The sequence below is a fragment of the Peribacillus sp. NPDC097895 genome (genome assembly GCF_050277555.1).
Classification (GTDB): domain Bacteria; phylum Bacillota; class Bacilli; order Bacillales; family DSM-1321; genus Peribacillus.
In genome coordinates this window covers 66,073-79,398 of record NZ_JBNNSH010000002.1, presented here as the reverse complement: position 1 = coordinate 79,398, position 13,326 = coordinate 66,073, and the positions used below count along the sequence as shown (strand labels likewise).

Below are 13,326 nucleotides of genomic sequence, written 5' to 3'. Positions count from 1 at the left end.
TAGGTGTGCTTAAAAGAGAAAACTGTTATAATAAGGTTTCTCCGATAATGATTACTCCTTGAGTTAGTATGTTGCATGCAAACGTTGGAGGTGGTCCTTTTTTTGCTTTTTATATGGGAATCTTAACCGGTTTTAGAAAAAAAGAAGTAATGATTTCTGCCTTTCTCGCTTCTAATGAAGAAATAATTTTCATAATAATAATATGAGAACCAGTTTTTTTTTGATATTATAATATAGATTCTTTTTAAGCGGCAGAAAGCTTGATATACATAGTGCACGAAAATTTTGCCTTTGTAGAGAGATAAGTACAACCTGATGGGGGACTAACATATGTATTCACTATGGAAGCGTTTCGTTAAAAAAGATGCTTCTTCCGATGTAACAAATAGGATTCAGCATATTAAGAAGTTTGATGTTCCTCAACATATCGCCATCATTATGGATGGAAACGGCCGTTGGGCCAAAAAGCGTGCAATGCCACGTGTGGCGGGTCATCATGAAGGAATGAAAACCGTTCGTAAAATTACGAAGGTAGCCAATAATTTAGGGGTCAAGACCTTGACCGTCTATGCGTTTTCCACTGAAAACTGGAAGCGTCCAAAAAGTGAAGTAGACTTTTTAATGAAGCTTCCCCAGGAATTTCTTGGGACATTTTTGCCTGAACTCATTTCTGAAAATGTAAGAGTGGAGACGATTGGAGACTTGTCGCTCATTCCATCACATACTCAAAATGCCGTTAAACGAGCAATGGAAGATACGAAGGATAATGATGGGATGATTCTGAATTTCGCCCTGAACTATGGGAGCCGTGGAGAGATTGTATCTGCAGTGAATAACATCATTCAAGATGCTAAGAATGGTATAATAAAGGAAAATGTATCTGAGGAAATGATATCCAGTTACTTAATGACCAAACATTTGTCAGATCCGGATTTACTGATTCGTACAAGTGGTGAAATCCGTTTAAGTAATTTCATGCTTTGGCAGTCGGCTTATACTGAACTGTGGTTTACTGAGGTGCTATGGCCGGATTTTAGTGAAGAGCATTTATTGCAGGCAGTTGAGGAGTATCAAAAGCGTTCACGAAGATTCGGTGGCGTTTAATGCAGAAGGCGAGGAAAATGGAATAATGAAACAACGAATTATTACGGCGGTCGTAGTTGCCGCTATCTTCATTCCACTAGTTATTTTAGGGGGCATTCCCTTTTTACTGACGGTTTATCTGTTAGGATCCATTGGTTTGTATGAACTGATGAAAATGAAAAATTTGCGTGTACTCTCTTTTGAAGCGATTCTTTCACACATTTTATTGTGGGTACTTTTATTGCCTCATGAATATACTGCTTTTTTAGCGGAAATAAATTACGATAAAGTACAAGTTTTCTTAATCGGGGTTTTGCTGCTGCTGCTTTATACAGTTGTTTCAAAAAACCGTTTTACTTTTGATGACGCAGGCTTTTTAGTGATTTCAATCCTATACTTGGGAATTGGTTTTTACTATCTATTCGAAACACGTGACTCCGCAGGATTGGGTTTGATCTATATCTTGCTTACCCTATTTACGATCTGGGCAACCGATTCTGGAGCCTACTTCATAGGTAAATCACTTGGTAAAAGAAAGCTATGGCCAGAAATAAGTCCAAACAAGACGGTGGAAGGATTTATCGGCGGGTTATTTTCTGCAATGATCGTCGGTGCTTTATTTTATGCCTTCTCCAGCCTTGACTACACATTATTACAATTGTTAGTGATTTCATTAATCATTGGAGTTTTCGGCCAATTGGGTGATCTCGTCCAATCGGCATACAAACGCCATTATGGGGTAAAGGATTCAGGGAAGCTTCTCCCGGGGCACGGCGGGATTTTGGACAGGCTTGATAGCGTGATATTCATTTTACCGATTTTGCATTTATTGCATGTTTTATAATATAAATATAGGCAAGCGTTATATGAATTAGGAGATGAGCAATTTGAAAAATATCAGCCTATTGGGTGCAACAGGTTCGATTGGTCAACAAACAGCGGATGTGGTAAGGTCCCATCCTGATCAATTCAAGATAGTGGCGCTTTCAGCTGGAAAGAATATAGAATTGGTAAGGACTTTTATAAAAGAGTTTGAACCGAAACTGGTTTCAGTCCAGACGGAAGAAGATTATCATGTTTTGAAAAGTGAATTCTTCAGTCGCAAGGATATCGAGTTCATGTATGGCGATGAGGGATTGACTGCAGTGGCTGTGTATGATCAAGCGACGATATTGGTCAATGCTGTCATTGGAAGCGTGGGACTTTATCCGACGCTTTCTGCAATCAAGGCTAAAAAGGATATTGCCATCGCCAACAAGGAGACTTTGGTAACAGCAGGTCATTTGGTCATAAGTGAAGCTAAAAAGGCGGGAGTTAGATTACTCCCGGTTGATAGTGAACATTCCGCTATTTTCCAAGCACTGCAGGGTGAAAAGGAAAAAAATATAGAACGGCTCATCATTACCGCTTCAGGCGGAAGCTTCCGGGATCGAAACAGGGAAGAGTTGAAGGGTGTAACGGTGGACGAGGCGCTGAACCATCCGAACTGGTCAATGGGAGCTAAAATTACGATTGATTCAGCTTCAATGATGAATAAGGGGTTGGAAGTGATTGAGGCCCACTGGCTATTCGATCTTCCATACGATAAAATTGATGTATTGCTACATAAGGAGAGTATCATCCATTCCATGGTTGAATTTCAAGACTCCAGCGTCATTGCGCAACTGGGGACACCAGATATGCGAGTTCCGATCCAATATGCACTTACTTATCCAGACCGGATGCCGCTTGCAGGGCGCAAACGTCTGAACTTGGCTGAAGCAGGAAAGCTGCATTTTAACGAAATGGATTTCTCCAGATATCCTTGTTTGCAATTTGCCTATGAAGCGGGTAAAATTGGCGGAACGATGACAACCGTGTTAAATGCCGCCAACGAAGCGGCAGTTGCTGCATTCTTATCTGGAAAGGTATCTTTCCTTGATATTGAGACGTTGATTGAAAAAGCGCTGAATCAGCATTCCGTCATAGCTCTCCCAGATTTAGAAACGATTTCTGAAGTGGATATTATGACAAGGCAGTATATAGAAACTTTAGTGAAAGATAGGTGACCGGAACATGCAGACTTTAGAAACGATTATAGCGTTCATCATCATTTTTGGCGCTCTTGTATTTTTCCATGAGCTTGGACACTTAGTGTTTGCAAAGCGTGCCGGGATTTTATGCCGGGAGTTCGCAATCGGTTTCGGACCAAAAGTATTCACGTATAAAAAGAAGGAAACCGTTTATACGATTCGTTTGCTTCCTCTGGGCGGTTACGTGCGTATGGCTGGTGAAGACGCAGAAAATATCGAACTGAAGCCCGGGTATCGTGTGGGATTAATGTTTGATCATGATGAGAATGTTACAAAAATCATTTTGAACAATAAAGATAAATATCCTGATATTCGTCTTGTTGAAGTTGAAGTGATCGATCTTGATCATAAACTTATCCTAACCGGTTATGAAGAGGGTGAGGAAGATACATTAAAGACGTTTGCCATTCATAAAGAAGCGGTAATCGTTGAAAATGGTGTGGAGAATCAGATTGCTCCATTTGACCGGCAATTTGCCTCTAAATCGCTTGGGCATCGCTTCCTTACGATTGTAGCAGGACCTGCAATGAACTTTGTTTTGGCTTTTGTCATTTTTGTTTTAATCGGCTTGTTTCAAGGAGTCGTGGTGGATGAAGCGAAACTAGGTGAACTGACTGCAGATGGTTCGGCAGTAAACGCCGGGTTAAAATCGGGGGATGTCATTCAATCCATTGAAGGGACGGAAGTCTCATCTTGGGGGGATGTTCAGGAAAGTATCCAAAAGCACCCTGGGCAAGAGATCGAGTTTGTCGTTGATAGGGATGGGAAAACATTAGAAGTGCCGGTTGTTCCACAAGAAGTGGAAAGGGAAGGTAAGAAAATTGGAATTATCGGTGTTTACCCTCCTGTTGAAAAAGCACCGATTAAAGCTATACAATACGGTTTTACAGAAACATATTTCTGGACAAAACAAATCTTCATCATCCTTGGAGATCTCGTAACGGGCGGATTTACGATAGATAGTCTATCTGGTCCTGTAGGAATATATAAATCCACTGAAGAAGTAGCGAAACAAGGTATATTCACATTGATGAAATGGGCAGGGCTGCTCAGCATTAACTTGGGAATCATGAACTTACTGCCGCTACCGGCATTGGATGGAGGAAGACTGTTATTCTTTGTTGTCGAATTCTTAAGAGGAAAACCAATCGACCGCCAAAAAGAAGGAATGGTTCACTTCATCGGTTTTGCTTTACTGATGCTACTGATGATCGTCGTTACATGGAATGATATCCAGCGATTCTTTTTGTAAGACTTTCTTGGATAAGATAAAACAGGCCAGCAGATTTATCTGTTGGCTGTTTTATTTTAAGAATGACTAGTATTTACTAGTTTTTTAACTGTTTCAGGGAAATAGTTTGTTTTCTAGGGAAATCGTAAGTATAATCGATAATGAGTATAATAACAGCTTTTCTGAATTACGAAGAAAGACTTTTATGTATTGATATGATCATATCCTTTCTGCCGTACGATTTTTACCGTAGTCACAGTTTAATTTAAAGGAATTATTGAAGAGGTGCAGATATGAAACAAAGTATGACGTTAATCCCTACATTGAGAGAAGTGCCTGCAGATGCTGAAATCAAAAGTCATCAGCTTTTATTGCGTGCAGGATTTATGAGGCAAAATTCCAGCGGAGTTTATAGTTTTATGCCGCTTGGAAAAAAGGTGCTTCAAAAGGTAGAAGCGATCGTTAGGGAAGAGATGGAAAATGCAGGAGCAGTTGAACTATTGATGCCGGCTTTACAACAAGCCGAATTCTGGCAGGAATCAGGGCGCTGGTATACCTATGGCCCAGAGTTGATGCGTCTTAAGGATCGCAACAACCGTGAATTCGCACTTGGTGCCACACATGAAGAAGTGATAACGAGCTTAGTTCGTGATGAAGTGAAATCCTACAAGCGTCTACCTTTAACGGTATATCAAATCCAAACCAAATTCCGTGATGAAAAAAGACCACGTTTTGGATTGTTGCGTGGACGTGAATTCATCATGAAAGATGCTTATTCTTTCCATGCTAATCAAGAAAGCCTTGATGCTGTTTATAAAAGAATCTATGCGGCGTATTCAAACATTTTTAGCCGTTGTGGCTTGGACTTCCGTGCCGTCATTGCCGATTCAGGGGCTATGGGCGGAAAGGATACACATGAATTCATGGTCCTATCTGAAATAGGGGAAGATACGATCGCCTATTCGGATACTTCCGATTATGCAGCTAATATTGAAATGGCGCCGGTAAGTGTTAAATATGAAAAAAGTACAGAAGCACAAATTGCATTTGAGAAAATTCATACACCTGGTCAAAAATCGATTGAAGAAGTTGCTTCATTCTTAAATACGGATGCAGAAAAACTGATTAAATCGTTATTGTTTAAAGTGGATGAGAAGTATGTGCTTGTATTGGTACGAGGCGATCATGAAGTCAATGATATAAAGTTGAAGAATTTCTATAATGCTTCAATCGTTGAATTGGTTGATCCAAACGAAACGAAAGAAATTTTGGGATGTTCGATTGGATCCCTTGGACCAATCAATGTCACTTCTGAGGTGGAAGTGATTGCCGATGTTGCCGTCGAAGCGATGGTTAATGGAATCTGTGGTGCAAATGATGAAGATCATCATTATGTGAACGTAAATCCAGATCGCGATTTTAAAGTGGCCAATTATATAGATCTTCGTTTCATTCGGGAGGGCGACCCATCACCTGATGGAAACGGAAATATTAAATTTGCCAAAGGGATTGAGGTAGGTCACGTGTTCAAGCTTGGAACTAAATATTCCGAAGCGATGAATGCGACATTCCTTGATGAGAATGGACGGTCACAGCCTATGATCATGGGCTGCTATGGAATTGGTGTTTCCCGCACACTTGCTGCTGTGGCTGAACAATTCAACGACGAAAAAGGGTTGGTGTGGCCTGCAAACTTAGCACCATACGAAGTTCATTTGATTCCAATCAATATGAAGGATGAAGCCCAGGCTGCCCTTGGTGAAGAGTTGTATAATGAGCTAAAGGCACAAGGCATGGATGTTCTGATGGATGATCGTCAAGAACGTGCAGGCGTAAAATTTGCCGACTCTGACCTGATCGGTCTTCCTGTCAGGGTAACGGTAGGTAAAAAGGCATCTGAGGGAATCGTCGAAGTGAAGATCCGTAAAACAGGTGAGGTTCTTGAAATTGAAAGAGCTGAACTATCTCAAAAGCTTCAAGAAATTCTGGGTTAATTTAATAATAGGGGAATTAGGCATCATTCAATTGGATGATGCCTTTCCTTTTCATGGATTTGGATACTAGAGAAACAATCGTGATATGATATAATAGCCTCTGATATCAAACGAAAATGATAGTGAATAATATCTTAAGTGATAGTAGATAGGGGAGAGAGGGAATGGATCAAAATCCAAATAGCGGTAGAGAGAGATTTCAACTCTTGCTCCAGCAAATGGACTTGACTGAGGATGCCTTTGTGAATTATTTCATAGGTGCCGAAATTGATAAGCTCTCAATCGAGAGGGAGTCCAAAACATGGCATTTTGCCTTTAAAATACCTGCGTTAATTCCTTGCAGTGTTCATACAAGACTTGCTACTCATTTAGCAAGTACGTTTTCCCATATTGCGAAGGTCACATTCAACTTGAATGTGGCCAATCCGCAAGTGACGGAACAATTGGTAAAAGAGTATTGGAAAAACTGCATTGGCGAACTTGAAGGCATGTCTCCGGCCCTGTTATCACTCTTGAATGAACAAGAGCCAATAGTGAATGGATATAAGCTTATCGTAAGCGCCCGAAACGATACGGAGGCCGGTCAGCTGAAACGAAAATACTCCGGCATCATTTCTAATATCTACCAAACATTCGGTTTTCCTCCATTGACACTGGAAGCGGAAGTGAAGGAAACGGTGTCTAATCCTGATTACCAGAAGTTTTTAGAAGAGAAACAAAAGGAAGACGCAGAAAAGGGACTTGCTGCCCTGGTGGAAATGCAGAAGAAAGAATCGGAAAAAGGCGGCGACGAGGTTTACGAAGGACCGGTTAAAATTGGCTATACGATTAAAGAAGATGCGGATTTCCGTCGGATCGAACAGATTATCGATGAAGAGCGCAGGATTGCGATCGAAGGCTTCGTATTTGATGCAGAAGTGCGTGAGTTACGCAGCGGCCGCAGCCTGTTGACGTTTAAAGTCACCGATTATACGAGCTCGATATTGGTCAAAATGTTTTCGCGTGATAAAGAAGATGCTGCCATACTTGCCCGTGTGAAAAAAGGGATGTGGGTACGTGCCCAAGGCAGTATCCAAAATGATACATTCGTACGTGATCTGGTAATGATCGCTAATGATATAAATGAAATTTCTAAACAAGGAAGGCAGGATAAGGCTCCTGAAGGAGAAAAGCGCGTAGAACTGCATATGCATACCCCAATGAGCCAGATGGATGCAGTGACACCCACTTCAGCTCTTGTTGCCCAGGCTGCCAAGTGGGGGCATAAGGCTGTTGCCATTACGGATCATGCAGGTGCCCAATCATTCCCTGAGGCTTACAGTGCAGGGAAGAAGAATGACATCAAAATCCTTTATGGTGTCGAAGTGAACCTAGTGAATGATGGCGTGCCCATCGTTTATAATGAGGCGCATATTGCATTGGCAGATGCCACGTATGTTGTGTTTGACGTTGAGACGACAGGACTGTCAGCCGTTTATGATACGATCATTGAATTTGCAGCAGTAAAAATTCGTGATGGAGACATCATTGATCGATTCGAGTCCTTTGCGAATCCGCATCATCCGTTATCCAATACGACGATAGAATTGACGGGAATAACAGATGATCTTGTAGAAAATGCTCCTGAAGTCTCTGAAGTACTGGAAAAGTTCAAGGCTTGGGCAGGAGATGCAATCCTGGTTGCCCACAACGCTGCTTTCGATATGGGCTTTTTGAATATAGGTTATAAAAACCTGGGATATTCAAAAGCCTCCAACCCTGTTCTGGATACATTGGAACTTGCCCGTTTTCTTTATCCGGAATTTAAAAATCACCGGTTAAATACATTATGTAAAAAGTTCGATATCGATTTGACCCAGCATCATAGGGCCATTTATGATGCTGAAGCTACTGGTTACCTAATGCTGAAGATGCTGAAGGATGCAATGGAAAAAGACATTACCCATCATGATCAGCTTAATGACAATATGGGGAAAGGCAATGCGTACCAACGCTCCCGTCCGTCCCATTGTACGTTGATTGCGCAAACACAGGCTGGTTTAAAAAACCTTTTTAAATTAATTTCAATATCGCATATCGATTATTTTTATCGTGTGCCCCGGTTACCGCGCTCACAACTTAAAAAGTATCGTGAAGGTATTCTGGTCGGATCGGGATGCGATAAAGGGGAAGTTTTTGAAGGGATGATGCAGAAGGGCTTTGAGGAAGTCGTCGATATCGCCGAGTTTTACGACTATCTTGAAATCCATCCGAAGGAAGTGTATCAGCATTTGATTGAGCTTGAATATGTCCGGGATGATAAATCGTTAGAAACGATCATCTCAAATATCGTCAAGCTTGGTGAAAAATTGGATAAGCCTGTCGTTGCCACTGGGAATGTACATTATTTAGATCCTAATGATAAAATTTACCGTAAAATTCTTGTGAACTCACAAGGTGGAGCAAACCCGCTTAATCGCCATAAGCTTCCTGATGTACATTTCCGGACAACTGATGAAATGCTGCGGGAATTCTCCTTCCTTGGTTCTGAGATAGCCAAGGAGGTCGTGGTAACCAACACGAATAAAATCGCGGATATGATTGAAGAAATCAAGCCAATCAAAGATGAGTTATATACACCTAAAATTGAAGGTGCAGAAGAAGAGATGCGTGAGATGAGTTATGGCATGGCAAGGAAGATTTATGGAGAGAACCTGCCGGAAATCGTGGAAGCGCGTCTTGAGAAAGAATTGAAAAGCATCATTGGTCATGGTTTTGCCGTTATATATTTAATCTCTCACAAACTAGTTAAAAAATCTTTGAATGATGGGTATCTTGTTGGCTCAAGGGGATCTGTTGGATCATCCTTCGTTGCCACGATGACTGAAATTACAGAGGTAAACCCTCTTCCGCCGCATTATGTATGTCCGAAGTGCAAGAAATCGGAATTCTTCAATGACGGTTCGGTAGGTTCCGGGTTTGACCTGCCTGATAAAGACTGTCCCGATTGTGAAATTGCTTATACAAAGGACGGCCATGATATCCCGTTTGAAACCTTCCTTGGATTTAAAGGGGATAAGGTTCCCGATATCGACTTGAACTTCTCCGGTGAATATCAGCCGAAAGCCCATAACTATACGAAGGTCTTATTCGGGGAAGAATATGTATATCGTGCGGGAACAATTGGTACAGTCGCTGAAAAAACGGCATATGGGTATGTAAAAGGATACTCCGCTGATAATAACATCCACATGCGCGGGGCTGAGACTGACCGCCTTGTTGCCGGTTGTACTGGTGTGAAAAGGACAACAGGACAGCATCCAGGTGGAATCATCGTTGTTCCGGATTATATGGATATTTATGATTTCACACCTATTCAGTTCCCTGCTGATGACAGGAACTCCGAGTGGAAAACGACTCATTTTGATTTCCATTCCATTCATGATAATATTTTGAAATTAGATATACTTGGTCATGATGATCCGACTGTAATCCGGATGCTTCAAGATTTGAGTGGCATCGATCCAAAGACGGTTCCTACAGATGATCCAGAAGTAATGAAAATATTCAGCAGTACTGAATCATTAGGAGTGACTGAAGAACAGATCATGTGTAAAACGGGTACACTCGGCATTCCCGAATTTGGAACGCGTTTCGTTAGGCAAATGCTTGAAGATACGAAACCTACAACATTTTCAGAGCTTGTTCAGATCTCGGGATTATCCCACGGTACGGATGTATGGTTGAGCAATGCACAGGAATTGATTCACAATCGCATTTGTACATTAAGTGAGGTTATCGGCTGCCGGGATGATATTATGGTCTATCTGATTTATCAAGGACTCGATCCTTCCCTGGCGTTTAAAATTATGGAATCCGTACGTAAAGGGAAAGGGCTCTCTGAAGAATTCGAAGAGGAAATGCGGAAAAATGAGGTACCTGAATGGTATATCGATTCATGTAAGAAGATTAAATACATGTTTCCTAAAGCCCATGCTGCAGCTTACGTATTAATGGCTGTCCGGATTGCCTATTTTAAAGTGCATCTGCCTTTATTGTATTATGCAGCCTATTTCACAGTACGTGCCGATGACTTCGAAATCGACGCCATGACACGGGGCTCGCAAGCGATCAAATCAAAAATGGAAGAAATCATGGTAAAAGGATTGGATGCATCCACTAAGGAAAAGAATACATTGACTGTTCTTGAACTGGCTTTGGAAATGTGTGAAAGAGGATATGCATTTGCTAAAGTGGATTTGTACAAATCCAGTGCTGACCAATTCATAATTGAAGGAAACACTTTGATTCCGCCTTTCAATTCGATACCTGGTCTTGGAACGAATGCCGCCATCAATATCGTCAACGCACGCAAGAATGGCGAATTCCTTTCGAAAGAAGACCTCCAACAACGAGGGAAAGTCTCGAAGACCATCCTTGAATACCTTGATAAACAAGGGTGTTTGGAGTCATTGCCTGAACAAAATCAGTTATCATTATTTTAAAGTGGATACGGATGTCAAAAAGGAAGAAACAGACATGATATTTGCATAAATATCTTGATTATGGTATATTTTTATTGGAAATACTAAGAGGAACCAATGGCAAGAGTGGGGAAACCCACTCTTTCGTGTTGTATTGACCATTTAATTTTGAATCCGAAACCAAGCGCATACAACGCACGTATGGAGGAAACAAATGAGTAAAAAGGTAACGGAAGTTGTAGAGGAATTAGCATTACCAATTCTTGAGGAATTGCAGCTTGAATTAGTCGAAGTGGAGTATGTGAAGGAAGGTAAAAGCTGGTTCCTTCGAGTTTACATTGATAAAGAAACAGGCGTAGATATTGAAGATTGCGGAAATGTGAGTGAAAAACTCAGTGAAAAGCTTGATGAGGTTGATCCGATTCCACAAAATTATTTTCTCGAAGTTTCATCACCCGGAGCTGAAAGGCCTCTGAAAAAGGAGAAGGATTTCCTTAATGCTATCGGTAAAAATGTTTACATAAAAACATACGAGCCCATTTTAGATGAAAAAGAATTCGAAGGAATCCTAATCAGTTTCGATGGTAAAGAAGTGACACTCGAAGTCAGGATCAAGACGAGAAAGAAAACGATCGTCATACCATTCGAAAAGGTAGCCAAAGCAAGATTGGCGATTACCTTCTCTTAAGTCAAGCAAATCATTAATTAAATATCCGTAAGGGGGATCACCATGGGCAATGAGTTATTGGATGCTCTCTATATTTTAGAAAACGAAAAAGGAATTTCCAGGGAAGTTTTGATCGACGCGATTGAAGCTGCACTTATATCGGCATACCGCCGTAACTTTAACCAAGCACAAAATGTACGTATCGACTTGAATCTTGGTAAAGGAACTATGCGTGTATTTGCCAGAAAAGACGTTGTTGACGAAGTATTCGATTCACGTTTGGAAATTTCTGTAGAAGAAGCAAGAGCAATTGATCCCAACTATCAGTTAGAGGACGTTGTCGAAATGGAAGTTACGCCTAAGGATTTCGGCCGTATTGCTGCTCAAACTGCAAAACAAGTCGTTACCCAAAGGGTTCGTGAAGCAGAACGAGGCATCATTTATGCCGAATTCATTGATCGCGAAGAGGATATCATGACTGGAATCGTTCAACGCCAGGATTCTCGCTTCATATATGTTAGCTTAGGTAAAATTGAAGCTTTGCTGCCCGTGAATGAGCAAATGCCGAATGAACAGTATAAACCTCATGATCGCATTAAAGTTTTCATCACGAAAGTTGAAAAGACGTCGAAGGGCCCGCAAATTTTTGTATCCCGATCACATCCTGGACTTTTAAAACGTTTATTCGAAATCGAAGTGCCTGAAATTTTTGATGGAACGGTAGAAATCAAGTCAGTTGCCCGCGAAGCAGGTGACCGTTCAAAAATCTCCGTTCACTCCGATAACGAAGAAGTCGATCCTGTCGGTTCATGTGTAGGTCAAAAAGGACAACGTGTTCAGGCCATCGTCAATGAATTAAAAGGGGAAAAAATCGATATCGTTAAATGGTCAGAGAATCCGGTCATTTTCGTTGCGAATGCTTTAAGCCCTTCAAAAGTCCTTGAAGTTATCGTTAAAGAAGAAGAAAAAGCGACGACTGTTATCGTCCCTGATTATCAACTATCTCTAGCAATTGGTAAACGTGGACAAAATGCCCGCTTAGCTGCCAAACTTACAGGCTGGAAAATTGATATCAAGAGTGAAACGGAAGCCCGCGAAGCTGGTATTTATCCAGTGGAAGAACAGGAATTCCTTTTAAGCAGAGATAGTTATGTTAATGAAGAGGAAAATGAATTCGAAGAGGATAACGAGTAATCCAGAGGTGAAAAAAGATGAATAGCCGAAAAAAAATCCCGATGCGTAAATGTGTGGCCACAGGCGAAATGAAGCCGAAGAAAGAACTCATTCGCATCGTTCGATCTAAAGAAGGGGAAGTCAGCCTTGATCCGACCGGAAAGAAATCGGGAAGGGGAGCTTATTTAACTCTTGATCGGGATATTATCGAGCTGGCCAAAAAGAAAAACGTGCTGGCTAATCACCTTAGTACCCAAATCGATTCTTCCCTTTATGAACAATTGCTTGAATTAGTGAATAAGGAGAAAAACTAACACCATGACCCAACAACAACAATGGATGTCTCTATTAGGTTTGGCCAATCGAGCACGCAAGCTAATTTCGGGTGAAGAATTAGTGGTTAAAGAGATTAGAAGCGGTAATGCCAAAGTTGTTATTTTATCCGCGGACGCTTCAAAAAACACTGAAAAAAAAATATCTGATAAGTGCGCATTTTATCAGGTTCCTTTAAAAAGAGTCGAAAGCAGGTCATTGCTCGGCCATGCGATAGGTAAGGATGCTAGAGTCGCCGTCGCAGTTCTGGATGAAGGTTTTGCACAAAAACTCCGAACGCTGCTCGATTAAATTTTACGGGGGTGAATGT

10 protein-coding genes are annotated in these 13,326 nt (G+C 41.2%); all 10 read left to right on the top strand.

Annotation, left to right across the window (positions count from 1 at the left end):
- Positions 1 to 330: 330 nt before the first annotated feature.
- Positions 331 to 1,104, top strand: a complete 774-nt coding sequence (locus tag ACQKMH_RS11620) for an isoprenyl transferase (RefSeq protein WP_230158039.1) — start codon at positions 331 to 333, stop codon at positions 1,102 to 1,104.
- 25 nt (positions 1,105 to 1,129) lie between these two features.
- The gene (locus tag ACQKMH_RS11615; RefSeq protein WP_427587637.1) at positions 1,130 to 1,927 is read left to right on the top strand and encodes a phosphatidate cytidylyltransferase; all 798 of its coding nucleotides are present in this window, start codon (positions 1,130 to 1,132) and stop codon (positions 1,925 to 1,927) included.
- A gap of 43 nt (positions 1,928 to 1,970) precedes the next feature.
- Complete coding sequence (gene dxr / locus ACQKMH_RS11610; protein WP_427587636.1) at positions 1,971 to 3,131, top strand: 1-deoxy-D-xylulose-5-phosphate reductoisomerase; 1,161 nt, start codon at positions 1,971 to 1,973, stop codon at positions 3,129 to 3,131.
- Between the two features lie 7 nt (positions 3,132 to 3,138).
- Complete coding sequence (rseP, locus tag ACQKMH_RS11605; protein ID WP_427587635.1) at positions 3,139 to 4,407, top strand: RIP metalloprotease RseP; 1,269 nt, start codon at positions 3,139 to 3,141, stop codon at positions 4,405 to 4,407.
- Between the two features lie 272 nt (positions 4,408 to 4,679).
- Positions 4,680 to 6,380: a proline--tRNA ligase gene (locus ACQKMH_RS11600; RefSeq protein ID WP_427587634.1), complete on the top strand. Its 1,701-nt coding sequence runs from the start codon at positions 4,680 to 4,682 to the stop codon at positions 6,378 to 6,380.
- A gap of 164 nt (positions 6,381 to 6,544) precedes the next feature.
- Positions 6,545 to 10,864, top strand: a complete 4,320-nt coding sequence (locus ACQKMH_RS11595) for a PolC-type DNA polymerase III (RefSeq protein WP_427587633.1) — start codon at positions 6,545 to 6,547, stop codon at positions 10,862 to 10,864.
- Positions 10,865 to 11,057: 193 nt separating this feature from the next.
- Positions 11,058 to 11,531 carry a ribosome maturation factor RimP gene (gene rimP, locus ACQKMH_RS11590; protein WP_427587632.1) on the top strand — a complete coding sequence of 158 codons (474 nt, stop codon included), beginning with the start codon at positions 11,058 to 11,060 and terminating at the stop codon, positions 11,529 to 11,531.
- Positions 11,532 to 11,573: 42 nt separating this feature from the next.
- Positions 11,574 to 12,704: a transcription termination factor NusA gene (gene nusA, locus ACQKMH_RS11585; RefSeq protein WP_427587631.1), complete on the top strand. Its 1,131-nt coding sequence runs from the start codon at positions 11,574 to 11,576 to the stop codon at positions 12,702 to 12,704.
- Positions 12,705 to 12,721: 17 nt separating this feature from the next.
- On the top strand, positions 12,722 to 12,997 hold the full coding sequence (gene rnpM, locus ACQKMH_RS11580) for an RNase P modulator RnpM (RefSeq protein ID WP_057913378.1): 276 nt from the start codon (positions 12,722 to 12,724) through the stop codon (positions 12,995 to 12,997).
- 4 nt (positions 12,998 to 13,001) lie between these two features.
- Positions 13,002 to 13,307, top strand: coding sequence for a YlxQ family RNA-binding protein (locus ACQKMH_RS11575; RefSeq protein WP_034313614.1), 306 nt, complete (start codon positions 13,002 to 13,004; stop codon positions 13,305 to 13,307).
- The last annotated feature ends 19 nt before the right edge of the window (positions 13,308 to 13,326 follow it).